The organism is Lysobacter sp. DMC97 (assembly GCF_056313745.1).
On sequence record NZ_JBQUZR010000001.1, the window covers coordinates 232,435 to 255,835 of the forward strand.

Here is a 23,401-nt window from a genome sequence, read left to right on the forward strand (position 1 = left end):
ACGTCGATCATCGTGCCAGTTCCTCGTGCAATTCCTGCAGCGCCCAGACCGGGCCGCTGTCGCGGTAGTCGAGAGAATGCAGCAGGGCGCGCGCGCCCGCAATCGTCGTGGAATAGGTCACCCGGTGCTGCAGGGCCTCGCGCCGGATCGAGAACGAGTCGGCGATGGCCTGCTTGCCTTCGGTGGTGTTGACGATGTAGGTGATCTCGCCGTTCTTGATGCGGTCGACGATATGCGGCCGGCCATCGGCGACCTTGTTCACCACCTCGCAGTCCACGCCCTGCGACTGCAGCCACGCGGCGGTGCCGCGGGTCGCGACCACGCCGTAGCCGCGGCGCACCAGTTCGTGCACCACCGCCATCAGGCGCTGCTTGTCGGGATCGCGGACCGACACGAAGGCCTTGCCCTTCGGCGGCGCCTTGATGCCGGCGGCCTCCTGCGCGCGCGCGAACGCGGCGCCGAAGTTGCGGCCGACGCCCATCACCTCTCCGGTGGAGCGCATCTCCGGGCCGAGGATCGGGTCGACGCCCTGGAACTTGGCGAACGGGAAGATCGCTTCCTTCACCGAGTAGTAGTCGGGGATCACTTCGGTCGTGGCGCCCTGCTCCGCCAGGGTCATGCCGGCCATGCAGCGCGCGGCGATCTTCGCCAGCGGCAGGCCGGTGGCCTTGGACACGAACGGCACCGTGCGCGAGGCGCGCGGGTTCACTTCGAGCAGGAAGATGGTGTCGGTGCCGTCAGCCTCGGTCTGGATCGCGAACTGCGTGTTCATCAGCCCGACCACCTTCAGCGCCTTCGCCAGCGCGCGCACCTGGTCGCGCAGGCGATCCTGCGTCTCGGCCGACAGCGAGTACGGCGGCAGCGAGCACGACGAGTCGCCGGAATGCACGCCGGCCTCCTCGATGTGCTCCATCACGCCGCCGATCAGCACGTTGCCATCCTTGTCGGCGATGACGTCCACGTCGACCTCGACCGCGTGGTCGAGGAAGCGATCGAGCAGCACCGGCGAATCGTTCGACACCTTCACCGCATCGCGGATGTAGCGCGACAGGTCGGCGTCGGAGTACACGATCTCCATCGCGCGGCCGCCCAGCACGTAGCTCGGGCGCACCACCAGCGGGTAGCCGATCTCGCGGGCCAGCGCGAGCGCTTCGTCGGGATTGCGCGCGGTGCGGTTGGCCGGCTGCTTCAGGCCGAGCTGTTCGACCAGCTTCTGGAAGCGCTCGCGGTCCTCGGCCAGGTCGATCGAATCCGGCGAGGTGCCGATCACCGGCACGCCGTTCGCTTCCAGCGCCTGCGCCAGCTTCAGCGGCGTCTGCCCGCCGTACTGCACGATCACGCCCTTCGGCTGCTCCAGCTCGACGATCTCCAGCACGTCTTCCAGCGTCAGCGGCTCGAAGTACAGGCGATCGGACGTGTCGTAATCGGTCGAGACGGTTTCCGGGTTGCAGTTGACCATGATGGTCTCGTACCCGTCCTCGCGCAGCGCCAGCGCCGCGTGCACGCAGCAGTAGTCGAACTCGATGCCCTGGCCGATGCGGTTGGGACCGCCGCCGAGCACCATGATCTTGTTGCGGTCCGACGGCGCGGCCTCGCACTCGTCCTCATAGGTCGAATACAGATAGGCCGTGGTCGTGGCGAACTCCGCCGCGCAGGAATCCACGCGCTTGTAGACCGGGCGCACGCCGAACGCCTTGCGCAGCGCGCGCACGGCGGTCTCGTTGGTGCCGGCCAGCTGCGCGAGGCGGGCGTCGGAGAAGCCCATGCGCTTGAGCTTGCGCAGGCGCTTCGCATCGAGGCCTTCGAGGCCCGCCGCGGCGACGTCGCGCTCGGCGGCGACGAGTTCCTCGATCTGGTCGAGGAACCACGGGTCGACGAACGACAGCGCGTGCACGTCCTCCACCGACAGGCCGGCACGGAAGGCGTCGGCGAGATAGAACATGCGCTCGGGGCCGGCTTCCTTCACCTCGCGGCGCAGGCGCACCATGCCTTCGTCGCTGGTCAGGTCGAGGCCGGTCGGATCGAGGCCGATCTTGCCGGTCTCCAGCCCGCGCAGCGCCTTCTGCAGCGATTCCTGGAAGCTGCGGCCGATCGCCATCACCTCGCCCACCGACTTCATCTGCGTCGTCAGGCGCGCATCGGCGGCCGGGAACTTCTCGAACGCGAAGCGCGGGATCTTGGTGACGACGTAGTCGATCGTCGGCTCGAACGACGCCGGGGTCAGGCCGCCGGTGATCTCGTTCTTCAGTTCGTCCAGCGTGTAGCCGATCGCCAGTTTCGCCGCGACCTTGGCGATCGGGAAGCCGGTGGCCTTCGACGCCAGCGCCGACGAACGCGACACGCGCGGGTTCATCTCGATCACCACCACGCGGCCGTCCTGCGCGTTGATGCCGAACTGCACGTTCGAGCCGCCGGTGTCGACGCCGATCTTGCGCAGCACCGCGATCGAGGCGTCGCGCAGGCGCTGGTATTCCTTGTCGGTGAGCGTCTGCGCCGGCGCGACGGTGATGCTGTCGCCGGTGTGCACGCCCATCGGATCGAGGTTCTCGATCGAGCACACGATGATGCAGTTGTCCGCCTTGTCGCGGACCACTTCCATCTCGAATTCCTTCCAGCCCAGCACCGATTCCTCGATCAGCACTTCGTGTACCGGCGAGAGGTCGAGGCCGCGCTTGGCGATCTCCTCGAACTCCTGCTTGTTGTAAGCGATGCCGCCGCCGGTGCCGCCGAGCGTGAAGCTGGGACGGATGATGGTCGGGTAGCCGACCTTGGCCTGGATCTCCAGCGCCTGTTCGTAGCTGCGGGCGACCTCCGCCTTCGGGCATTCCAGGCCGATGTCCTGCATCGCGACGCGGAACAGTTCGCGGTCCTCGGCCATGCGGATGGCCTCGCGCGAGGCACCGATCAGCTCGACGCCGTATTGCTCCAGCACGCCGTTGTCGGCGAGGTCGAGCGCGCAGTTCAGCGCGGTCTGGCCGCCCATCGTCGGCAGCAGCGCGTCGGGCTTTTCCTTGGCGATGATCTTCTCGACCGTCTTCCAGTTGATCGGTTCGATGTAGACCGCGTCCGCCATGTTCGGGTCGGTCATGATCGTCGCGGGGTTGCTGTTGACCAGCACCACGCGATAGCCCTCGTCGCGCAGGGCCTTGCAGGCCTGGGCGCCGGAATAGTCGAATTCGCAGGCCTGGCCGATCACGATCGGACCGGCACCGATGATCAGGACGGTCTGGATGTCTGTGCGCTTGGGCATGGGTTCTCTCAGTACAGGCGCTCGCGCCATTGGTCGGGCGGGAGCCAGGTGATCCGGTGGTCGTCCGCGATGTCGACGCCGCCGGCCTTCACCGCGGCGAGCACGTCCGTGCGCATTTGTGTCCAGCTGTCCGCCCGCGCGCCGATTGCGGCGCCGATGCGGTTGTTGTGTCGATCCATCGCGTTGGCGGCATCGCCGCCCTCGCCGTGCTCCATGAACCGCGTGACCCAGTCCACGAGCCGCGGCGACGCGGTGTAGGCGACGGTCGCGCTGGCGAGACTGTGCCGGTAGGCATCCTTCGGGCCGTTGTGGCCACCCGGAAAGTCGCTGCGCAGCACGGTGGCGTACACGCTGCCGAGCACGAAGGCGGGATAGGCGGCGAGGAGGGCGAACACGGCCGCGCCGCGGCGCAACCAGGGTGGCCCGGCCATGCGGCCGAACATGCGGCCCCTCTGGCGCATCAGATCGACGCTCCGCAGCGTGTGTACGTTTCCTTCTGCAGTCGATCCTTGGTCTGCGGATCCATCTCGAAGTCGCGGGACGCTTCGAGCGCCTGCAGCGCGTTCGAACCGAAGAACCGCATCACCGCAGCCCGGTCCTCTTCGGTGAGGTCGTCGAACAGTCCGTCACCGGTCGGGGCCGGCGCGCCGGTGGATTTGGCCTTCATCGACGCACGGATGAATGCCATGAAGCTGCGCCCCGGCGTCGTTTGCCTGAACTCGGACCAGGCACGGAAGTTCGCGCGATCGACCAGCATGTCGCGGAACTGATCGCGCATCGCATCGCGGAACGCCGGCGTCACCACCTCGAGCACGCATGCGCGCTGCGACGCGGAAAAACCGGCGGTGTCGTCGGACTGATCGAACGCCTGGACGAGGATGTCGGGGACAATCTCGTCCACCGCGAACCAGCTCATGAACTCTTCGACCTCCGCATCGGTGAGCGGTGCCGACGGCGCCGGGGCCTTGAAGTCAGGCAGCAGGGGGTCGACGTCCGCCCGGGCGATCGATGCGCTCACGGCACAGGCTGACACTGCGAAGCCGCAGGCCAGGAGGAAGGTTCGCAGGGATTTCACGGACGACTTTCCATCATCGCGACGAAGCGATCGAACAGCGGCGCGACGTCGTGCGGGCCGGGGCTGGCTTCCGGGTGGCCCTGGAAGCTGAAGGCCGGCGCATCGGTCAGCGCTATGCCCTGGTTGCTGCCGTCGAACAGCGAGCGATGGGTCACGCGCACGTTCGCCGGCAGCGTGGCCTCGTCGACCGCGAAGCCGTGGTTCTGCGAGGTGATCATCACCCGGCCGCTGTCGAGATCGATCACCGGATGGTTGGCGCCGTGGTGGCCGAACTTCATCTTCAGCGTGCGCGCGCCGCTGGCGAGGCCGAGCAGCTGGTGGCCGAGGCAGATGCCGAAGGTCGGGATCTTGCGCGCGATGCATTCGCGGATCGCGGCGATGGCGTAGTCGCAGGGCTCCGGATCGCCGGGACCGTTGGACAGGAACACGCCGTCGGGCTGCAGCGCGAAGACCTCGGCGGCGGGCGTCTTTGCCGGCACCACGGTCACGTCGCAGCCGCGCTCGGCCAGCATGCGCAGGATGTTGCGCTTCACGCCGAAGTCGTAGGCGACGACGCGATGCTTCGGCGCGGCGGCGACGAACGCGCCGGTGTCGAGGTCGAGCTGGCCTTCGCGCCACGGATACGCGGCGTCGGTGGTCACCACCTGCGCGAGGTCCATGCCCTTGAGGCCGGGGAACTTGCGCGCGGCTTCGAGCGCGCGTTCCACATCGATGTCACCTGCCATCAAGGCGCCGTTCTGGGCGCCGCGATCGCGCAGCAGGCGGGTGAGTTTGCGGGTATCGATGCCGGAAATCGCGACGATGCCGCGGGCGCGCAGCCATTCGGGCAATGCGACCTGACTGCGCCAGTTGCTGGGGCGGCGCGGCACGTCACGGACGATCAGGCCGGAGGCCCAGACCTTGCCCGCCTCATCGTCGAGATCGGTACAGCCGGTGTTGCCGATGTGCGGATAGGTCAGCGTGACCAGTTGGCGCGCATACGAGGGATCGGTGAGGATCTCCTGGTAGCCGGTGATGGCGGTGTTGAACACCACCTCGCCCACGGAAAGGCCGGGCGCGCCTGCGGATTCGCCCTCGAACACGGTGCCGTCTTCGAGGACCAGGATTGCGGTTTGGGTCACTGGGGTCGCCTTTGTCGGGCTTGCTTCGGGTTGCACGAAGCCTCGGACGCGGTGCGGGACCGGTCCGGGGCTTCAATGTCAGGCGAGCCGGAATTGTACCGACGCGATGCCGTCGATGCCAGCCTTCCGGGCGATTCGCCCGGGCCGTGGCACAGCCTGAACAGGCGCGTTCAGGCAATCGAATACACTGCGTCGATGACGCCGACTGCCTACTGGACGCACACGCTGCTGGAAGTGGCGGCCTACTCGATCGGGTTCCAGGTATACCGGCGCGAACGGCGCCGGCTGCCGGCGAGCGTGCCGCTCGACCGGGTGCAGGCGTTGCTGCTGATCGCCGGTGCGGCGCTGGGCGCGGCGCTGGGCAGCAAGATCGCCTACTGGCTGTACGACCCGGCGTTCGCCTTCGCCGACTTCCCCGACCCGCGCCGGCTGCTGGCCGGCAAGTCCATCGTCGGCGGGCTGGTGGGCGGGCTGTTCGGCGTGGAGGCCGCGAAATGGCTGGCCGGCGTCCGCGGTTCGACCGGCGACGCCTTCGTGCTGCCGCTGACGGTGGGCATGATCCTCGGCCGCATCGGCTGCTTCCTCGCCGGGCTGGACGACCACACCTACGGCAATCCCACCGCCCTGCCCTGGGCCGTCGATTTCGGCGACGGCGTGCCGCGGCATCCGACGCAGCTGTACGAGATCGCGTTCCTGCTGCTGTGGGGCGGGCTGCTGACGTGGCGCGGCGATCGCCTCGCGCGCCCGGGCGACCGGTTCAAGGCGTTCCTCTCCGGCTATCTGCTGTACCGGCTGGCGATCGAGTCGATCCGGCCGATACCGCATCTCTACTTCGGCGCGCTGTCGGGCATCCAGCTGCTGTGCGTCTTCGGGCTGCTCTACCATGCCCGCGACCTCCCCCGCATCGTGAAGGCGCTGGCATGGCCGCGAAGGTAAGACCGTACCTGTTCTACGACACCGCGGTGTCGGTGTGTTCCACCTGCCTGCGTCGCGTCGAGGCGACCATCTTCTTCAAGGAAGGCAACGTCTACCTGGAAAAATGGTGCCCCCAGCACGGCCGCGAGCGCGTGCTGATCGCCGACGACGTCGACTACTACCGTCTCTGCCGCGAGCGCTTCATCAAGCCGCCGGAACTGCCGCAGCGCTTCAACACCGAGCGCAAATGGGGCTGTCCCTACGACTGCGGCCTCTGCCCCGAGCACATGCAGCACAGCTGCCTGACGCTGATCGAGGTCACCGACCACTGCAACCTGCGCTGCCCGATCTGCTACGCGGACTCCGGCCCGCATCGCCCGGGCTTCCGCGACATGGCGACGATCGAGCGCATGCTCGACGCCGTCGTCGCCAACGAGGGCGAGCCGGACGTCGTGCAGATCTCCGGCGGCGAGCCGACGCTGCATCCGCAGTTCTTCGAGATCCTCGACGCGGCGAAACGGCGGCCGATCCGCCACCTGATGGTCAACACCAACGGCCTGCGCATCGCGAAGGATCCGGACTTCGTCGAACGCCTTGCGGGTTACATGCCGGGCTTCGAGCTGTACCTGCAGTTCGACTCGCTGCGCGACGAGGTCCACCAGCAACTGCGCGGCGCGCGCCTGCGCGACATCCGCCTGCAGGCACTGGAAGCCCTGAACAGGCACGACATCTCGACCACGCTGGTGGTCACGGTGAAGAAGGGCCTCAACGACGGCGAGTTGGGCGAGATCATCGACTTCGCGCGCACCCAGCCCTGCGTGCGCGGCGTGACCTTCCAGCCGATCCAGCACGCCGGCCGCACCGAGGGCTACGACCCGGCGCGCGATCGCCTGACCCTGACCGAAGTGCGGCGCGGCATCCTCGAACAGAGCACGCTGTTCCGGCCCGAGGACCTGATCCCGGTGCCTTGCCATCCCGACGCGCTGGCGATGGCGTACGCGCTGAAGCTGGGAGACGGCGACGCGCAGAAGATCGTGCCGCTGACCGGGATGATCCCGCCCGAGGTGCTGATCGAGGGCGGCCGCAACAGCATCGTGGTCGAGAAGGACGACCAGCTTCGCGAGGCGCTGTTCCGGCTGTTCGCCACCAACCATTCGCCGCAGTCGCAGGCGTGTTCGCTGGCCGACCTGCTGTGCTGCCTGCCGCAGGTGCAGGTGCCGGAGGGGCTGGGCTACCGCAACGTGTTCCGGGTGCTGATCATGGCCTTCATCGACGCCGAGGGCTTCGACCTGCGCTCGGTGAAGAAGAGCTGCGTGCACATCGCCCAGCCGGATGGCACCATCGTCCCGTTCGACACCTACAACCTGTTCTACCGCGACGACCGCCGCAAGCAGCTGGACGCGCTGCGCGCGCGGGTCGACATCGCCGACATCGAAACCGCCGCGCCCGAGGAGCCGCAGACATGAACGATCCGTCCCTGCCCGATCCCGAGGCCCACGAAGTCGCCCCACCCGCCTCCGTGCCTGCGCCCGCCGGCGACGCCGCCGGCCGGCCGCCGCTGCCGGGCTGGCTGAAGGTGATCATCGGCATCCTCGCCCTGATCGGCGGCCTCACCGTGCTGCTGCTGGCGGCCTGCTTCGGGATGATCGCGATGCAGTGAGCGCCGCGGCGCTCGACCGGGTCGGCCCGACGGCCGACAGGCTCAGTCCAGCAGGTCCCGCACCCGGTAGCTGCCGGCGGGACGCCCCGCCAGTCGCGTGGCGACGTGCAGCGCGCCGCGGGCGAAGATCTCGCGGTTCGTGGCGCGATGGATCAATTCGATGCGCTCGCCGGCGGTGGCGAACTGCACCGTGTGCTCGCCGACGATGTCGCCGGCGCGCAGGCTCGCGTAATGCGGGTCCGCGCCGCCGCGCTGGGCCGCGGCGCCGAGCGTGAGCGCGGTGCCCGACGGCGCATCGAGCTTGCGGGTGTGGTGCTGTTCGACGATGTCGCAGTCCCAGCCCTGCAGCACGCCGGCGGCGCGTTCGACCAGATCCTCCAGCACCGCCACGCCGAGGCTGAAATTCGACGCCCACACCGCGGGGATGCGTCGCGACGCGACCTGCAGCGCCGCGCGCTGCTGCACCGCCAGCCCGGTGGTGCCGGAGACCAGCGCGGACCCGCGCGCGTCGCACAGGGCGAGGATGGCGTCGAAGGCCACCGGCAGGCTGAAGTCGATCGCGACGTCGAACGGCGGTACGGCGTCGAGCGCCTCGACCGGATGGAACGGCTGGCCGAGCAGCGCGGCGTCGGGCGACGGCGGCGCGACGGCGGCGACCACGCGCAGGTCGTCGCGTTCGGCGGCCAGTCGCAGCAGGGTCTGGCCCATGCGCCCGCTGGCGCCATGGATCAGGAGACGGAGGGGTTCGGACATCGCGCCAGCGTACCCGCGGCGACGAGTCGACTCAATGCGCCGCGGTCGCCGGCGCGATGCATTCCAGCACGCGCCCGGTGCCGGCGGCGTCGATCTCGGCTGCGGCCGCCTTCACCGCCGAGGCCGCGACCTCGGGCCCGAAGCCGATGCGGAAATGCACTTCGCCCGCCGGCGTGCGCGAGGAGTGGATCGACGACAGGCTGATGCCGTGGCGCTCGAACACGTCGAGCAGCGCGCGCAGCGAGCCGGGGCGATCCTCGGGCAGGTGCACGCTCATCGACGGCCGGTCGACGAGATCGGCCAGCAGGTAGCCGACGCGCTCGAACGCGTAGTTGCCGTCCGCCAGCAATTGCGCGCCGAGGGCGTCGCGATTGGCGTCGAGGAAGCGCGCTCGAAAGGCCGCACGCGCCTCGCCGTCGCCACGCGCGACGAGGTCGCGCAACCCGCCGAGTTCACCGAGCAGGCGATCCAGCATCTCCGGCACGTGCGGATTGCAGAACTGGATGTCTTCGTAGATCTGCGGATTCAGCGACAGGATGCGGGTCATCATCGCCACGTCCAGCTCGAACGAGGCGGTGCGCAGCGGCAGCAGGTCGGCCGGCGCGCCCAGCACCGCCGCGTAGTCGCGCAGCACGCCGGCCTCGGCCAAGTGCGTGGCGTGGACCATCGCCTGGACCAGCGCCATCGCGCGGTCGTGGCGCTCGGGCGACACCCGCACGCACTCGGCCTGCAGGGCATCGAGGAGCGCATCGACCCACGGACGCCACACGTCCAGCCGCGCCTCGCAGACGGCGAGCATGCGGCCTTTCAGCGTCGGTGACTTCGGTGGCGCGGTCATCGGATGCAGGCCCACGACCTCGGCCCGCGATCGCAGCATCGCCGCGACCGGGACCTGCTTGATCGAGGTGACGTCCAGCCACAGCCGGCCCTGCTCGCGACCGGCGGAACGCGCCGTCCATTCGGCGATCACCGCCTCGGTGACGCGGATCGGCGCGGCGAACAGCAGCACGTCGGCCTCGACGAGCAGGCGTTCGACCTCATCACTCGCCGGGTCGGACGGATCGTGCCCGAGCACCGCCAGCCCCGTGCGCTCGACGAAGAACCGGCGCAGCCAGCGGCCGTAGGCGCCGGCGCTGCCGACGATGCCGATGACCGGAGGGGATGTCATGCCGTCGTTCCGTACGCGGGGAGCCTGCATTCTGACGCCTGCCGGCCGCCGCGGGAACCGACCCGGGACATCCCCGGGCCGGTTCCGTGCGTGCGCGTCGCCGTATCGTGCCCTGTCAGGGCGTGGCGTTGATCGCCTTCAGCGCATTCACGCGGCCCCAGCCGATCGGGTACTGCACCGGGCCCATGAACAGGTCGGAGTTGGTCTTGATGAGCGTCTCGCAGGTCGCCGGCAGGCAGTCGGCGCTGGGCTTGGACATCATCATCGCGATCACGCCGGCCACGTGCGGCGTCGACATCGACGTGCCGCTCATGTAGGCATAGGTCGCGGCGCCCGGCGTGGTGGTGCCGGCGTTCCAGGTCGAGGCGATGTTGTAGCCCGGCGCGGCGAGGTCAACGGCGTTGCCCCAGTTCGAGAAGCTCTCCTTGTTGCCGTAGAAGCTGCCGAGGTGACTGAAGGTGGCGACGACGATCACGTTGTTGCAGCTCGCCGGCGTGTAGCCCGACACGTTGGCGTTGTCGTTGCCGGCCGCGACCACGACCACGGTGCCGCGCGAAACCGCACCGTCGATCGCCGACTGCATCGTCGCGCCGCACGCGCCGGCGCCGCCGAGGCTGAGGTTGATCACGTTCGCCTTGTTCGCGCCGACCGCGGGCACGCCGGCGACGCTGCCGCCCGAGGCCCACGTCACCGCATCGGCGATGTCGGCGAGCGTGCCGCCGCAGCGGCCGAGCACGCGCACCGGCAGGATCTTCGCGCTGAAGGCCATGCCGGCGACACCGACGCCATTGTTGGTGACCGCCGCCGCGGTGCCGGCGACGTGGGTGCCGTGCCAGCTGGAATTCGACGCCGGCGAGCCGGCGTAGCAGTACCCGGCCGTCACCCAGTCGCCCGGGTCGGAGGGGTCGGCGTCGCGGCCGCCGCCGTCGTTGGCGATCGCGGCGTTGCTGATGAAGTCGTAGCCGCCCGCGAGCACGTTGGCGGCGAGGTCCGGGTGGCTGGTGAGGCCGGTGTCGACGACCGCGATGATCTTGCCCTGGCCGCGGTAGCCGGTGTCCCAGGCCTGGGTGGCGTAGGTGTTCTCGCCGGTGCTGCTGAAGTTGGTCTGCAGCGAGAAATAGGTGTCGTTCGGGGTGAGGTCGGCGTGCAGGCGGATGTTGGGCTCGACGTAGGCGACCTCGGGATCGAGCGCGAGCCGGCGCATCAGGCGTTCGGCGTCGGCGCGAGCGAGGCGGCGGTCGAAGGCGACCAGCTCGCCGCCGCCGGACAGCGTGCGGGCGCGGCGCAGGCCGGGCGCCGACACGCGGCCGAAGGTGGCGGTCGCGGCGGCGTCGAGGGCGCGCTGGCGCGAGGCGGGATCGGCCTTGAGGAAGCCGGCGCTGCGGTAGCCGACGATGAAGCCGTCGGCGGGGTCATACTGGCTGGCGGGGTCGATGTGCGCACGGCCGGCGGCGAAGACCGGGGTGGCGAGCAACGCGGCGACCACGGCAGACGCCAGTGCGAGACGGCGCGCGGAACGGGAATGGATCGACATGGAACCTCCTTGATCCCGGGCGACATCCTGTCCACCGGCGATGCCGGCCTGTCGGGGAAGGTCGCCCGTGAGCGGGCGATCGCGCGCCGGGCGGCGCGCGTGGCGGCACACCATGTGCCGTCCGCGGCGAGCCTCCGCCCGCCGTCCTGTCCTGTCAACGCATTCCGTCGGAGCGCGGCCGGCGCCGGAGCGCGGTGACGGCCACGCGAGAAGTCGTTGCCGGCTCACCCCGGGCCATCGGCCGAACGCCGGTCAGGACGTCATCCGCTCCCAGAAGCTCTTCACGCCGTCGATGAAGGTGCTGGAGCGCGGCGAGTGGCGGCGGGCGCCTTCGCCGCTGAAGGTGGCCTCGAACTGCTGCAGCAGCTCGCGCTGCTGCGTGGTGAGGTTCACCGGGGTTTCGACCACCACGCGGCAGTACAGATCGCCGGTGCCGCGGCTGCGCACGGACTTCACGCCCTTCTCGCGCAGGCGGAACACGCGACCGGTCTGGGTCTCGGCCGGCACGCGGATCTCGGCCTCGCCGCCCAGCGTCGGCACGCGGATGACGTCGCCCAGTGCCGCCTGCGAGAACCGGATCGGCACCTCGCAGTGCAGGTCGTCCCCGTCGCGCTGGAAGATGTCGTGTTCGCGGACGCGGATCTCGACGTACAGGTCGCCCGCCGGCGCGCCGGCCGGGCCGGCCTCGCCCTCGCCCGCCAGGCGGATGCGGTCGCCGTTGTCCACGCCGGCCGGGATCTTCACCGACAGGACTTTTTCCTCTTCCACGCGGCCGGCGCCATGGCAGGCCTTGCAGGGATTGCTGAGCTTCTGGCCGCGGCCGCCGCAGGTCGGGCACGGCTGCTGCATCGAGAAGATGCCGCGCTGGAAACGCACCTGGCCGCGACCCTGGCAGGTGCCGCAGGTCTCGACCTTGCCGTCCTCGGAGCCGCTGCCGTTGCAGGGCTTGCAGGCCGCCATCGTCGGCACTTCGATGCGCTTGTCGAGGCCGGCGACGGCTTCTTCCAGGTCGAGTTCGACGATCACGCCGACGTCCGCGCCGCGGCGCGGTCCGCGCGCGCCGCCGGCACCGCCGCCGAAGATGTTGCCGAAGATGTCGCCGAAGATGTCGTTGATGTCGGCGTAGCCGGCCTGCCCGCCACCACCGCCGCCCATGCCGTGCTCGAACGCGGCGTGGCCGTGGGCGTCGTAGGCGCGACGCTTGTTGGCGTCGGACAGCACCTCGTAGGCTTCCTTGGCCTCCTTGAACGCGGCCTCGGCGCCGGCATCGTCCGGATTGCGGTCCGGATGGTGCTTCATCGCGAGGCGGCGGTAGGCCTTCTTCAGTTCCTCTTCGCTGGCGGTCTTCGCCACGCCGAGGACTTCGTAGTAGTCGCGTTTGCTCATGCGTTACCTGTCACGATCGGGGAACGCCCGGCGGGCGCTCCCAGGAAAACTTCAGCGGGGAAACTTCAGTCGGCCAGCCGGCGCTCGATCCGGGGATCGGGCGCGAGCCACATCAGGGCGACGGCGACGATCAGCACGCCCGCGGCCCACGGCTGCCAGAACGCGGCCGGGATCGCCAGTCCATACATGGCCAGCGAGGCCTTGCCTTTCAAGTCGTCGCCGATCGCCTTCGCCAGTTCCGAGCGCTCGCCACCGTTGGCGCGGATCAGGCTCGACTGCATCGGCCGCCACGACGCGGCGCACATGAACAGGTTGAAGGCGTAGACCGCGGTCGGAATCGGCGCGAAGTGGTTCTCGCCCATCCAGCCGGTGGTGAACGGCACCAGCGACATCCAGAACAGCAGGTGCAGGTTGGCCCACAGCGCCCGGCCATCGACCCGGTGCGCGGCGTGCAGGAAATGGTGGTGGTTGCTCCAGTAGATGCCGACGTTGGCGAAACTCAGCACGTAGCTGAGGAACACCGGCCACAGCGCGCCCAGGTCGCGCCATTCGGCCCCGTGCGGCACCTTCATCTCCAGCACCATGATGGTGAGGATGATCGCGATCACGCCATCGCTGAACGCTTCGAGCCTGCCCTTCCCCATCCCGTCCCCGGCGCCGTCGAACGGCGGTCTGCACTGCACGCGAAACCCGCGGCGGCCCGGACGCGGGCTGATCCGCACCGGCCCGTCGCGGGCGCTCATGGCCGGCGACGATACCATCCGCCGGACGCGAACCGGCCCCGGAGTCGCCTCCGGGGCCGGCCGTCATCGCTTACTTGTCGTCCTTCACCTCGGTGAACTCGGCGTCGACCACATCGTCGTTGCGCGACGAGGCCGAGGGACCCGGACCCGCCTCGCCCGCCGCCTGCTGGCCGGCACCGGCGGCCGCCTGCAGCGACTGCGCGGCTTCTTCCAGCGCGCGGCTCTTGGCCTCGATCTGGCCCTTGTCGTCGCCCTTCATCGCGGTCTCGAGTTCGGCGATGGCGCCCTCGGCGCGGCCGATGGCCTCGCCCGGGACCTTGTCGCCGTGGTCCTTGATCGCGCTGCGGACGGTGTGGATCAGGCCGTCGGCGTGGTTGCGGGCCTGCACCAGCTCGTGGAACTTCTTGTCCTCCTCGCGGTGCGCTTCCGCGTCCTGCACCATCCGCTGGATCTCGTCGTCCGACAGGCCCGAGCCGGCCTTGATCTCGACCTTCTGCTCCTTGCCGGTCTTCTTGTCCTTCGCCGACACGTGCAGGATGCCGTTGGCGTCGATGTCGAACGACACCTCGATCTGCGGCGTGCCGCGCGGGGCGGCGTCGATGCCGGACAGGTCGAAGCGCGCCAGCGACTTGTTGAAGCGGGCCTGTTCGCGCTCGCCCTGCAGCACGTGCACGGTCACGGCCGACTGGTTGTCGTCGGCGGTGGAGAACGTCTGCGAGGCCTTGGTCGGGATGGTCGTGTTCTTCTCGATGATCTTGGTCATCACGCCGCCCAGGGTCTCGATGCCCAGGCTCAGCGGGGTGACGTCGAGCAGCAGCACGTCCTTCACGTCGCCGGCCAGCACGCCGCCCTGGATCGCGGCGCCGATGGCGACCGCCTCGTCCGGATTGACGTCCTTGCGCGGCTCCTTGCCGAAGAACTCGGCCACCGCCGCCTGCACCTTCGGCATGCGGGTCTGGCCACCGACCAGGATCACCTCGCTGATCTCGGCGGCGCGCAGGCCGGCGTCGTTCAGCGCGATGCGGCAGGGCTCGATCGACTTGCGGATCAGGTCCTCGACCAGCGCTTCGAGCTTGGCGCGGGTGAGCTTGATGTTGAGGTGCTTCGGACCCGAGGCGTCGGCGGTCACGTACGGCAGGTTGACCTCGGTCTGCTGCGACGACGACAGCTCGATCTTCGCGCGCTCGGCGGCGTCCTTCAGACGCTGCAGGGCCAGCGGATCCTTGCGCAGGTCGATGCCCTGCTCCTTCTGGAACTCCTCGACCAGGAAATCGATGATGCGCTTGTCGAAGTCCTCGCCGCCGAGGAACGTGTCACCGTTGGTGGCCAGCACCTCGAACTGCTTCTCGCCGTCGACGTTCGCGATCTCGATGATCGACACGTCGAAGGTGCCGCCGCCGAGGTCGTACACCACGATCTTGCGGTCCTTGCCGTCGCCCTTGTCGAGGCCGTAGGCCAGCGCGGCCGCGGTCGGCTCGTTGATGATGCGCTTGACGTCGAGACCGGCGATGCGGCCGGCGTCCTTGGTCGCCTGGCGCTGGCTGTCGTTGAAGTACGCGGGCACCGTGATGACGGCCTCGGTGACCTTCTCGCCCAGATAGTCCTCGGCGGTCTTCTTCATCTTCTCCAGCACGCGCGCGGAGATTTCCGGCGGCGCCATCTTCTTGCCGTCGCTGGTGCCGACCCACGCGTCGCCGTTCGAGTGCTCGATGATCGCGTACGGCACCAGGTCGAGGTCCTTCTTGACCTCGGCGTCGCCGAACTTGCGGCCGATCAGGCGCTTCACGGCGTAGAAGGTGTTCTTCGGGTTGGTCACGGCCTGGCGCTTGGCGCTGGCGCCGGCCAGCACTTCGCCGTCCTTGGTGTAGGCGATGATCGACGGCGTGGTGCGGTCGCCCTCGCTGTTCTCGATGACCTTGGCCTTGCCGCCTTCCATGATCGCGACGCACGAATTGGTCGTGCCCAGATCGATGCCGATGATCTTGCCCATGATGTGGTTCCTCGGAGATGGGAGGCGGCCGCGCCGCCGATGTGCCGTATGTGGGATGGCCGCGCCGGGGTTTCAAGCGCCGGCCGCCGTGAATCTCTGCAGGCGCGGCGGCCGTTCATCGGCGCCGCGCCCGCGCGGGTCGCGTCAGTCCTGCTTCGCGACCATGACCAGCGCCGGCCGCAGCAGGCGCTCGTTGAGCAGGTAGCCCTTCTGGCAGGTCTGCGCGACCGCGCCGGGGGCGACGCCGGGGACGTCGACCAGACTCATGGCCTGGTGGTGCTCGGGATTGAAGCCGTCGCCGGCCGCCGGGGCCACCGCAACCAGCCCGTTGGCCTGGGCGATGCGTTCGAGCTGGCGCAGGGTCAGCTCCATGCCGGCGCGCACCGGGTCGCCCTCGGGCGCCGCGGCCAGACCGGCCTCCAGGCTGTCGAACAGCGGCAGCAGGTCGCCGAGCAGCCGCTCGTTGGCGAACTTGCGGGCGTTCTCGACCTCGCGCGCCATGCGCTTGCGCTGGTTTTCCAGATCGGCGCGCTCGCGCAGCATGTCGGCGCGCAGTTGTTCGAGCTCGGCGTGCAGCGCTTCGATGACCGCATCCGGGGTCGCGTGATCGGCGGCGTCCGCCATCGAAGCGTCCTGTGACATCGGGTCCTGTGGCGTCGGGGTCTGGGTCATCTGGTTTCCGGGGCTGGGGGCGGGCAATCCGCCGACGGCCGAGGGATGGGGCCGGCCCTTCCGGAATCAAGTGCCCGCGTTCAGGAATCGCCTGCGGCAGCTCCGCGGGCTCAACGGTCGCCCTCGGACCCCAGCGCCTGCGTGAGCGCGTTGGCCGCGGCCTGCACCACCGGGATGACGCGGTCGTAGGCCATCCGGGTGGGACCGATCGCCCCCAGCACGCCCAGCGTGCGCCCGCCGACCCCGTAGGGCGCGGTCACCAGCGACACGCCGTCCAGCGGCGCCATGCCGGTCTCCTCGCCGATGAAGATCCGCACCCCCGGCGCACGCAGGGTGCGTTCGAGCAACTGCAGGATCTCGCGCTTGCTGGCGAAGGCCTCGAACAGTTCGCGCAGGCGGTCGAGGTCGGAGAGGTCCTGCACGCCGATCAGCCGGGTCTGCCCGGCCACCAGCATGTCCTCGGCGTCGCTGGCGAGCGCCTGGTCGGCCAGCTCCAGCGCCTGGGTCATCAGGGTTTCCATCTCGCGCCGGGCGTTGCGCAGCTCGGCGACCAGCAGCGCGCGCGCCTCGGCCAGCGGCCGGCCGGCGTAGTGCTGGTTGAGGTAGTTGGCGATCCGCTCCAGCTCGCCCGGGTCGTAGGCGCGGCGGGTGGGCAGGATGCGGTTCTGCACGTCGTTGTCGGCGAACACCAGGATCGCCAGCACGCGCTGCGCGTCCAGCGGCACGAAATCGACGTGCTTGAAGGCGAACTGCTCGCGCTTGGGCACGCTGACCACGCCGACGAAATGGGTCATCGCCGACACCAGCTCGGACGCGCTGCCGAGCAGGCGCTGGGTGCCGCTGCCGGGCGCCAGTTCGCCGCGCAGGCGGGCCAGTTCGGGTTCGCCCAGCGGGTCGATCTGCAGCAGGCTGTCGACGAAGACCCGGTAGCCCTGCGCCGTTGGCACCCGCCCGGCCGAGGTGTGCGGCGCGGCCAGCAGGCCCACGTCCTCCAGCTCGGCCAGGATGTTGCGGATGGTCGCCGCGCTGACGTCCAGGCCCGCGTGGCGGGCCAAGGTCTGCGAGCCCACCGGTTCGCCGTCGCGGATGTAGCGCGCGATCAGCGTGCGCAGCAGCAGCCGCGCGCGGGGATCGAGGCTGCCCGGGTCGAAGCCGGCGTCGGCGGGTCGGTTCATGCGCAACGGTATAGGCGCAGCCGCCGGCCCGCGCAAGGGGCGGCAAGGCCGGCGCCGGTCTCCGGAGATGAGACGCCATGAGGCACAATGCGCGCCCATGCTGACCCATCTCGCCCTTCGTGATTTCGCCGTCGTCGCAGCCGCCGAACTCGAATTCGGCCCCGGCATGACCGTCATTTCCGGCGAAACCGGCGCCGGCAAGTCGCTGCTGGTCGACGCCCTCGGCTTCCTCTCCGGCCTGCGCGCCGACAGTGGCGTGGTGCGCCACGGCGCCGAACGCGCCGAACTGAGCGCCGAATTCGACCTCGCCGACCACCCGGAAGCCACCGCCTGGCTGCGCGAACAGGAACTGGACGACGCCGACACCTGCCAGCTGCGCCGCACGCTGCGCTCCGACGGCGGCTCCCGCGCCTGGATCAACGGCCGCCCGGCCACCCTCACCCAACTGGGAGAACTGGCCGGGCTGCTGGTCGAGATCCACGGCCAGCACGAGCACCAGGCGTTGCTGTCGCGCACCCGCCAGCTCGCCCTGCTCGACGCCTTCGGCCGCCATGGCCCGGCGCTGGCGGCGGTGGCCGCTGCCGCCGCGGACTGGTCGACGCTGCTGCGCGAGCGCGACGCGCTGTCGAAGACCGGCGACGTCTCCGACCGGATCGCGCTGCTCGAACACCAGCACGCCGAACTCGCCCGCGAGACGCTGGAACCGGCGTCGATCGCCGACCTCCTCGCCCAGCATCGCCGCCACGCCAACGCCGCCGGGCTGATCGACACCTGCGAACGCGCGCTGGCGCGGCTGGAAGGCGACGACGCCCCGTCCCTGCTGCAGACCGTGCAGTCGCTGCGCGGCGACCTCGCACGCGCCCGCGACGACGAGCCGCGGCTGGCCGAAGTGGAAGGCATGCTCGACGCCGCCGCGATCCAGATCGACGAGGCCACGCGCCTGCTGCAGCGGATCCGCGACGACCTCGACCTCGACCCCGACGGCTTCGCCGCGCTGGAGGACCGGCTCGCCCGGCTGCACGCGCTCGGGCGCAAGCACCGGGTACCGGCGGAAGCGCTGTTCGAGCTGCGTGATCGGCTGGCCGAGGACCTCGACGGCCTGCGCAATGCCGGCGCCCGCCTCGTCGCGCTGGACGACGAGATCGCCGCCGCCGCCGCACGCTGGCGCACCGCCGCCGCCGACCTGACCGCGGCCCGGCGCAGCGCCGCCGACACGTTGTCGAACGCCGTGTCCACGCTGATCGCCGACCTCGGCATGGGCGGTGGCCGCTTCGAAGTGGCGCTGGAAGCCGTCGACGCCGGCCGTCCTGACCCGCAAGGCGCCGAGCGCGCCGAATTCCTGGTCTCGGCCAACCTCGGCCAGCCGCCGCGCCCGCTGCGCAAGGTCGCCTCCGGCGGCGAGCTGTCGCGGGTGTCGCTGGCGATCGAGGTCGCGGCGCTGGGCCACGACACCGTGCCGACGATGGTCTTCGACGAGGTCGACACCGGCATCGGCGGCGCCGTCGCCGAGATCGTTGGCCAGAAGCTGCGCGCCCTCGGCGCCCGCCGGCAGGTGCTGTGCGTGACCCACCAGCCGCAGGTCGCGGCGCAGGGCCACGCCCACTACCGCGTGAGCAAGGCCGACGCCGGCGGCATGACCCAGAGCGCGGTGCAGAAGCTCGACGCGAAGGCCCGCCAGGAAGAACTGGCGCGGATGCTGGGTGGCGTCGAAGTCACGAAGGAAGCGCGCGCCGCGGCGAAGCGGCTGCTGGAAAGCGCGGGGTAGGTCGGGCCTTGGCCCGACATCGCGGCCGTCCCGGTCGCGTCGAACGATGATCGAAGCGGCTTCGACCGGAAGCGGCTTCGGTCAGGCGGGTTGCAGACGGGAATCCCGCAATGGCGGGCCAAGGCCCGCCCTACTTTTTCTTGCGGACGTACAGCACCAGCGCGTGGGCCTGGATCTCGTAGCCGTGCTCGGCGGCGATGCGCTGCTGGATCGCCTCGATCTCGGCGCTCTCGAATTCGATGACCTTGCCGGTGTCCACGTCGACCATGTGGTCGTGGTGGTCGCCGCGGTCGAGTTCGTAGACGGCGTGGCCGCCCTCGAAGTTGTGCTTGAGCACGAGGCCGGCGGCCTCGAACTGGGTCAGCACGCGGTAGACCGTCGCCAGCCCGATCTCGTCGCCGTCCTCCACCAGCCGTCGGTAGATGTCTTCGGCCGCCATGTGCCTCGGCTGGGCCTGCTCCAGCATCTCGAGGATCCGCATGCGCGGGTGGGTGACCTTGAGGCCGAGTTTGCGGAGATCTCTGGTTTCCATCGCTGCTTCCGGGGGGGAGGTCGGCGGAGACGGCGGCATCCAATCCGCGATGAACGACGGTCGCCGACCCGACTGCCGGCGGCGCCGAGGCACAGTGTATCATCGACGCCCGCGACACCCCTCCGCTGCCGGCCGTCCCATGCCCATTCCGCACCGTCTCCCGCTCCGCCTGCCCCTGCTGATGCTGACCGTCGCGCTCGCGACCACCGGTTGCGGCATCTTCTACAAGCAGCCGATCTATCAGGGCAACCTCATCGAAAAGCGTGCGGTCGACCAGCTCCAGGTCGGCATGAGCAAGCAGGACGTGCAGACGCTGCTGGGCACCCCGTCGGTGCAGGACCCCTTCAACGCGAGCCGCTGGGACTACACCTCGACGCAGCGCATCGACCGCCGCGGCACCACCCAGATCAAGAATTTCACCGTCTACTTCGAGAACGACGCGGTCGTCCGCTGGGACGGCGACTACTTCCCGGAACAGGACGACGAGCTCGCCCTCAACGCCCGCCGCCAGTTCGGCCCGAACCTGGCCAAGGACGACAAGAAGAAGCAGCGCCGCCGCCGCTGAGCCGGCGCGTCACTTCCCGGCGACGGCGCGACGGCGCCGCGCCTCCTTCGGATCCAGTCGTAGCGGCCGCAGCAGTTCCAGGCGGTCGCCGTCGATCAGCACGCGCTCCGGCGCCACCGCTTCCCCGAACACCGCCAGGCCCGCGGGCGCTTCGCCCTCGAATGCGGCCTCGGCCAGCGCCTCCGCCACGGTCGCACCGGCCGGCAATGTCAGCCCGCGGCTTTCGTGGCGCCGCGGCCACGCGCGGATGACCTCGACGTGGATCGTGCCCTCACCGGCCATCGCTCAGGCTTCCTCGCGGTCGGCCACGCGCACGAAATCGTCGACCATGCGATCGGCCAGGCTCTGGAAGCCCAGCACGAAGGCCGGTCCCAGCAGGCGGCTGTTCGGTTCGAAATCGAGGGTCAGGCTGACCTTGCAGGCCGATTCGTCCAGCGCGTGGAACTGCCAGCGCCCCGACAATTTCCGGAACGGCCCATCGCGCAGCAGCATGTCGATGTGGTGCGGCGGCGTCAGCGTGTTCTCGGTGGTGAACCAGGTGCTGATGCCGCCCAGGCCGAGATCCAGCTTGGCGACCACGCGGGCCTCGCCGGCCTCCAGCACCTCGGCCGCCTCGCACCAGTCGAAGCGACGCGGGTAGGCAGCGACATCGTTCACCAGCGCGAACATCTTCGCGGCGGAATGTTCGACCAGGGCGGAGCGTTGGATGACCGGCATGGGTGGAGGCGTCCCGGATGACTCGCGGGATCGCCCCGCATGGGGGACAATGCCGCGGATGAGCAATCAGAAAGCGCAAAAGGATAAGGCAAAGGGCCCCGGGAAGTCCGACAAGGCCGCACCGCCGATCAAGACCATCGCCCTCAACAAGCGGGCGAAGCACGAATACCACCTCGAGCACCGCTTCGAGGCCGGCATGTCGCTGCAGGGCTGGGAGCTGAAGTCGATCCGCGCCGGCCGCGCCAACATCGGCGACGCCTACGCCATGATCAACGATGGCGAGCTGTTCCTGTACGGCTCGCAGATCACCCCGCTGATCCAGGCCTCGACCCACGTCATCGCCAACGACCGACGCACCCGCAAGCTGCTGATGCACCGGCGCGAGATCGACCAGCTCGTCGGCCGCATCCAGCGCGACGGCTACACCCTCGTCCCCACCGCGCTGTACTGGAAGGGCAACAAGGTGAAGCTGGAAATCGCCCTCGCGAAGGGCAAGCAGGCGCACGACAAGCGCGACGCCGCCCGCGACCGCGACTGGGCCCGCGAGAAGCAGCGCGCCATGCGTGCTCGCAACAAGGACGCGTGATCGGGAGATCGGTGCCGGAAACAGGCATCGAACCTGCACCCGCTTCCACCATCATCCCGAACGCACGTGAGGGATCTGCTTTTACTGCGGTCCGCGATCGTGCCGATGGCAAGCAGATCCCGCCTCGGGCTGCGCCCTCGTTCGGGATGACGGGGTTTCGTCGTGACGCTTGATCCCGCCCCACCCCGCCCCCATACTGCCGGCGTCGATCGAAAGAACGACTCCATCGAAACGAAATTCCCGGTCACGGGGGTGCATTGGCTTCGACGGGGGTTGCGAAATCGCACGGCGCATGCCGAGGGGGCAGCTTTCCTCGTTAATCCAGCGGCAAAAACTCAGACGCCAACGACGACGTCTACGCTCTGGCCGCTTAAGGCCTAGCCCCGAACCCACTTGTGCCTGTGCTCGTGGATGTAGGGTCATTATCACGGGATCGGTTCCGGCGGCGACCCGTCAACCAGGACCTAGATCAAGCGGGTATGCCCTGCGGTGTGCTTCGCACACCGTGTTGCCGCAGAGCGAGATCAAACGGTGAGCTAAGCATGTAGTGCCGGGCATGGAGTGCCTTCGGACGGGGGTTCAATTCCCCCCACCTCCACCAAACGAAAAGCCCCGGGCGCGAGCCCGGGGCTTCTTGTTGTTGGCGACCTGTCCGGCCGACCTGACCGGCTTCAGTACGCGATCACGACCACGCGCGACGCCCCGGGATGGCGCACGACACGCCTGCAACCCCATGAAAACACGGTGGAACACGCCTGCCGGCGATGCCGCGCGGGCCCGGGATCACGTGGCCTTAACCATTGTTTGCGATTGCAGGCACAACTTTTGACAGCGCTGGACAATTGAGTCCGGAAACGTGATCCGCCGCCATCTTTTCATCCGGGCGTAATGCAAGATTGCCGGGCCGGACGACGCATCCCCCTGTCCGCACGGGTCGAGCGATCCCTCGCCTCCGTGCGTCGACCGGCCGCAAGCGCGTGTCGGACATGCCCGGGTTTTCCTCGCGATCGGCTGCGGCCGGCAACGGGCACGCCTGCGCATCGACACGACACATGGAGCAACACAGGAGAACGGAGATGTTCGATCGTTATGCCGTCGTGGGCCATTTCTACGACTTCACCAGCAATCTCTACAGCGGGAAATCGATCCAGCGCTGCAAGGTCGCCCATCTCGACCTGCTCAGGCCCGGCGACATGGTGCTATTCGCGGGCGTCGGCCACGGCCGCGACGCGCTGTACGCCGCCAGGCGCGGCGTCGACGTCACCGTCGTCGATCTGTCGAAGACCATGCTCATGAAATTCTCGCGGGTCATGGCCGCCGACGGCAACGCCGTCGTGGTGCGTCAGGTGCACAGCGACATCATGGCCTTCGACGAACCGGAACGTTACGACATGGTCGTGGCGAATTTCTTCCTCAACGTCTTCAACCGCGAAAGGGTGTCGAAGGTGCTGGCGCACCTGATCACGCAGGCGAAACCCGGCGGCAAGGTCGTCGTCGGCGACTTCGCGCATCCGCACGGCAACGCGCTCGCGCGCATGGCGAAGACGCTGTACTGGTACATCGCGGTGATCTTCTTCTGGCTGATCGCCGGCAACGCCGTGCACGACATCTACGACTATCCGGCGCTCATGGACAAGCTCGGCCTGAAGGTCGACGGGAAGAAGTATTTCCCGATCTTCGGCATGGACTTCTACTGGTCCGTGCTCGGCAGGAAGCCCGGCTGAGGGGAACGGACCTGCCGGGCCGTTCACCGGCCACCGCCGAAGGCATCGGATGCCGTCGCCTCGAACCGCA

22 protein-coding genes and 1 other RNA gene are annotated in these 23,401 nt (G+C 69.3%); 8 read left to right on the forward strand and 15 right to left on the reverse strand.

Translation table 11 applies throughout. From position 1 onward, the window contains the following. Positions 1–7: 7 nt before the first annotated feature. Genes carB through carA form a run of 4 tightly spaced genes read right to left on the reverse strand, consistent with a single transcriptional unit; the run spans position 8 to position 5,446 of the window. The gene (carB, locus tag ACT53Q_RS00595; RefSeq protein ID WP_476184728.1) at positions 8–3,250 is read right to left on the reverse strand and encodes a carbamoyl-phosphate synthase large subunit; all 3,243 of its coding nucleotides are present in this window, start codon (positions 3,248–3,250) and stop codon (positions 8–10) included. A gap of 8 nt (positions 3,251–3,258) precedes the next feature. Beyond that, the gene (locus tag ACT53Q_RS00600; RefSeq protein ID WP_476185149.1) at positions 3,259–3,681 is read right to left on the reverse strand and encodes a DUF6973 domain-containing protein; all 423 of its coding nucleotides are present in this window, start codon (positions 3,679–3,681) and stop codon (positions 3,259–3,261) included. A gap of 29 nt (positions 3,682–3,710) precedes the next feature. Beyond that, positions 3,711–4,325: a hypothetical protein gene (locus ACT53Q_RS00605; RefSeq protein WP_476184729.1), complete on the reverse strand. Its 615-nt coding sequence runs from the start codon at positions 4,323–4,325 to the stop codon at positions 3,711–3,713. Beyond that, on the reverse strand, positions 4,322–5,446 hold the full coding sequence (carA, locus tag ACT53Q_RS00610) for a glutamine-hydrolyzing carbamoyl-phosphate synthase small subunit (RefSeq protein WP_476184730.1): 1,125 nt from the start codon (positions 5,444–5,446) through the stop codon (positions 4,322–4,324). Before carA ends, ACT53Q_RS00605 begins: the two co-directional genes overlap by 4 nt. 195 nt (positions 5,447–5,641) lie before the next feature. Here carA and ACT53Q_RS00615 point away from each other — a divergent pair, with 195 nt between their 5' ends. Genes ACT53Q_RS00615 through ACT53Q_RS00625 form a run of 3 tightly spaced genes read left to right on the forward strand, consistent with a single transcriptional unit; the run spans position 5,642 to position 8,021 of the window. After that, positions 5,642–6,382 carry a prolipoprotein diacylglyceryl transferase family protein gene (locus ACT53Q_RS00615; RefSeq protein ID WP_476184731.1) on the forward strand — a complete coding sequence of 247 codons (741 nt, stop codon included), beginning with the start codon at positions 5,642–5,644 and terminating at the stop codon, positions 6,380–6,382. Beyond that, a complete protein-coding gene (locus ACT53Q_RS00620) occupies positions 6,367–7,827 on the forward strand; it encodes a radical SAM protein (RefSeq protein WP_476184732.1) in 1,461 nt (486 codons plus the stop codon). Before ACT53Q_RS00615 ends, ACT53Q_RS00620 begins: the two co-directional genes overlap by 16 nt. Continuing rightward, the gene (locus tag ACT53Q_RS00625; protein WP_476184733.1) at positions 7,824–8,021 is read left to right on the forward strand and encodes a hypothetical protein; all 198 of its coding nucleotides are present in this window, start codon (positions 7,824–7,826) and stop codon (positions 8,019–8,021) included. The genes ACT53Q_RS00620 and ACT53Q_RS00625 overlap by 4 nt, the downstream gene beginning before the upstream one ends. Positions 8,022–8,063: 42 nt before the next feature. On the opposite strand, the gene dapB is transcribed toward ACT53Q_RS00625, so the two are convergent. From dapB to hrcA, 8 genes are all read right to left on the reverse strand, one after another. Continuing rightward, positions 8,064–8,774, reverse strand: coding sequence for a 4-hydroxy-tetrahydrodipicolinate reductase (gene dapB, locus ACT53Q_RS00630; protein ID WP_476184734.1), 711 nt, complete (start codon positions 8,772–8,774; stop codon positions 8,064–8,066). A 31-nt stretch (positions 8,775–8,805) separates the two neighbouring features. Beyond that, positions 8,806–9,942 carry a prephenate dehydrogenase gene (locus tag ACT53Q_RS00635; RefSeq protein ID WP_476184735.1) on the reverse strand — a complete coding sequence of 379 codons (1,137 nt, stop codon included), beginning with the start codon at positions 9,940–9,942 and terminating at the stop codon, positions 8,806–8,808. A 115-nt stretch (positions 9,943–10,057) separates the two neighbouring features. Next, positions 10,058–11,476 (reverse strand): S8 family peptidase, encoded by a 1,419-nt coding sequence (locus tag ACT53Q_RS00640; protein WP_476184736.1) that lies wholly within the window; start codon positions 11,474–11,476, stop codon positions 10,058–10,060. A gap of 252 nt (positions 11,477–11,728) precedes the next feature. Beyond that, on the reverse strand, positions 11,729–12,862 hold the full coding sequence (dnaJ, locus tag ACT53Q_RS00645; protein WP_476184737.1) for a molecular chaperone DnaJ: 1,134 nt from the start codon (positions 12,860–12,862) through the stop codon (positions 11,729–11,731). A gap of 65 nt (positions 12,863–12,927) precedes the next feature. Then, complete coding sequence (locus ACT53Q_RS00650; RefSeq protein ID WP_476184738.1) at positions 12,928–13,506, reverse strand: TMEM175 family protein; 579 nt, start codon at positions 13,504–13,506, stop codon at positions 12,928–12,930. A 169-nt stretch (positions 13,507–13,675) separates the two neighbouring features. After that, positions 13,676–15,598, reverse strand: coding sequence for a molecular chaperone DnaK (gene dnaK / locus ACT53Q_RS00655; RefSeq protein WP_476185150.1), 1,923 nt, complete (start codon positions 15,596–15,598; stop codon positions 13,676–13,678). Positions 15,599–15,739: 141 nt separating this feature from the next. Then, entirely contained in the window at positions 15,740–16,267 is a 528-nt protein-coding gene (gene grpE, locus ACT53Q_RS00660; protein ID WP_476184739.1) for a nucleotide exchange factor GrpE, read from the reverse strand. A gap of 110 nt (positions 16,268–16,377) precedes the next feature. Next, on the reverse strand, positions 16,378–17,442 hold the full coding sequence (gene hrcA / locus ACT53Q_RS00665; RefSeq protein WP_476184740.1) for a heat-inducible transcriptional repressor HrcA: 1,065 nt from the start codon (positions 17,440–17,442) through the stop codon (positions 16,378–16,380). A gap of 97 nt (positions 17,443–17,539) precedes the next feature. Between hrcA and recN the strand changes: the two genes are divergently transcribed. Beyond that, positions 17,540–19,207, forward strand: coding sequence for a DNA repair protein RecN (recN, locus tag ACT53Q_RS00670; RefSeq protein ID WP_476184741.1), 1,668 nt, complete (start codon positions 17,540–17,542; stop codon positions 19,205–19,207). 130 nt (positions 19,208–19,337) lie between these two features. Here the strand turns inward: recN and fur are convergent, their stop codons facing one another. Continuing rightward, on the reverse strand, positions 19,338–19,739 hold the full coding sequence (fur, locus tag ACT53Q_RS00675) for a ferric iron uptake transcriptional regulator (protein WP_476184742.1): 402 nt from the start codon (positions 19,737–19,739) through the stop codon (positions 19,338–19,340). A gap of 139 nt (positions 19,740–19,878) precedes the next feature. On the opposite strand from fur, the gene ACT53Q_RS00680 reads away from it, so the two are divergent. Further along, positions 19,879–20,304 carry an outer membrane protein assembly factor BamE gene (locus ACT53Q_RS00680; protein WP_476184743.1) on the forward strand — a complete coding sequence of 142 codons (426 nt, stop codon included), beginning with the start codon at positions 19,879–19,881 and terminating at the stop codon, positions 20,302–20,304. Positions 20,305–20,313: 9 nt separating this feature from the next. Here ACT53Q_RS00680 and ACT53Q_RS00685 read toward each other — a convergent pair whose 3' ends face one another. Continuing rightward, complete coding sequence (locus ACT53Q_RS00685) at positions 20,314–20,586, reverse strand: RnfH family protein (protein WP_476184744.1); 273 nt, start codon at positions 20,584–20,586, stop codon at positions 20,314–20,316. Positions 20,587–20,589: 3 nt separating this feature from the next. After that, positions 20,590–21,021, reverse strand: coding sequence for a type II toxin-antitoxin system RatA family toxin (locus ACT53Q_RS00690; protein ID WP_476184745.1), 432 nt, complete (start codon positions 21,019–21,021; stop codon positions 20,590–20,592). A gap of 58 nt (positions 21,022–21,079) precedes the next feature. Here ACT53Q_RS00690 and smpB point away from each other — a divergent pair, with 58 nt between their 5' ends. The 3 genes from smpB to ACT53Q_RS00705 all read left to right on the forward strand — a co-directional run bounded on the left by smpB (position 21,080) and on the right by ACT53Q_RS00705 (position 23,331). Then, positions 21,080–21,607, forward strand: a complete 528-nt coding sequence (gene smpB / locus ACT53Q_RS00695) for an SsrA-binding protein SmpB (protein ID WP_476171266.1) — start codon at positions 21,080–21,082, stop codon at positions 21,605–21,607. Positions 21,608–21,855: 248 nt separating this feature from the next. Further along, positions 21,856–22,208, forward strand: a transfer-messenger RNA (tmRNA) gene (gene ssrA / locus ACT53Q_RS00700). Between the two features lie 475 nt (positions 22,209–22,683). Next, entirely contained in the window at positions 22,684–23,331 is a 648-nt protein-coding gene (locus ACT53Q_RS00705; protein WP_476184746.1) for a class I SAM-dependent methyltransferase, read from the forward strand. Positions 23,332–23,401 lie beyond the last annotated feature (70 nt).

Bases quoted from the DNA above. Each gene is read 5' to 3' on its own strand.
- ACT53Q_RS00615 (WP_476184731.1), top strand. From the start codon at position 5,642: ATGACGCCGACTGCCTACTGGACGCACACGCTGCTGGAAGTGGCGGCC.
- ACT53Q_RS00680 (WP_476184743.1), top strand. From the start codon at position 19,879: ATGCCCATTCCGCACCGTCTCCCGCTCCGCCTGCCCCTGCTGATGCTG.
- dapB (WP_476184734.1), bottom strand. From the start codon at position 8,774: ATGTCCGAACCCCTCCGTCTCCTGATCCATGGCGCCAGCGGGCGCATG.
- dnaJ (WP_476184737.1), bottom strand. From the start codon at position 12,862: ATGAGCAAACGCGACTACTACGAAGTCCTCGGCGTGGCGAAGACCGCC.
- ACT53Q_RS00635 (WP_476184735.1), bottom strand. From the start codon at position 9,942: ATGACATCCCCTCCGGTCATCGGCATCGTCGGCAGCGCCGGCGCCTAC.
- ACT53Q_RS00650 (WP_476184738.1), bottom strand. From the start codon at position 13,506: ATGGGGAAGGGCAGGCTCGAAGCGTTCAGCGATGGCGTGATCGCGATC.
- smpB (WP_476171266.1), top strand. From the start codon at position 21,080: ATGAGCAATCAGAAAGCGCAAAAGGATAAGGCAAAGGGCCCCGGGAAG.
- fur (WP_476184742.1), bottom strand. From the start codon at position 19,739: ATGGAAACCAGAGATCTCCGCAAACTCGGCCTCAAGGTCACCCACCCG.
- grpE (WP_476184739.1), bottom strand. From the start codon at position 16,267: ATGACCCAGACCCCGACGCCACAGGACCCGATGTCACAGGACGCTTCG.
- ACT53Q_RS00625 (WP_476184733.1), top strand. From the start codon at position 7,824: ATGAACGATCCGTCCCTGCCCGATCCCGAGGCCCACGAAGTCGCCCCA.
- hrcA (WP_476184740.1), bottom strand. From the start codon at position 17,442: ATGAACCGACCCGCCGACGCCGGCTTCGACCCGGGCAGCCTCGATCCC.
- recN (WP_476184741.1), top strand. From the start codon at position 17,540: ATGCTGACCCATCTCGCCCTTCGTGATTTCGCCGTCGTCGCAGCCGCC.
- carB (WP_476184728.1), bottom strand. From the start codon at position 3,250: ATGCCCAAGCGCACAGACATCCAGACCGTCCTGATCATCGGTGCCGGT.
- ACT53Q_RS00600 (WP_476185149.1), bottom strand. From the start codon at position 3,681: ATGGCCGGGCCACCCTGGTTGCGCCGCGGCGCGGCCGTGTTCGCCCTC.
- ACT53Q_RS00685 (WP_476184744.1), bottom strand. From the start codon at position 20,586: ATGGCCGGTGAGGGCACGATCCACGTCGAGGTCATCCGCGCGTGGCCG.
- ACT53Q_RS00620 (WP_476184732.1), top strand. From the start codon at position 6,367: ATGGCCGCGAAGGTAAGACCGTACCTGTTCTACGACACCGCGGTGTCG.
- ACT53Q_RS00705 (WP_476184746.1), top strand. From the start codon at position 22,684: ATGTTCGATCGTTATGCCGTCGTGGGCCATTTCTACGACTTCACCAGC.
- ACT53Q_RS00640 (WP_476184736.1), bottom strand. From the start codon at position 11,476: ATGTCGATCCATTCCCGTTCCGCGCGCCGTCTCGCACTGGCGTCTGCC.
- ACT53Q_RS00690 (WP_476184745.1), bottom strand. From the start codon at position 21,021: ATGCCGGTCATCCAACGCTCCGCCCTGGTCGAACATTCCGCCGCGAAG.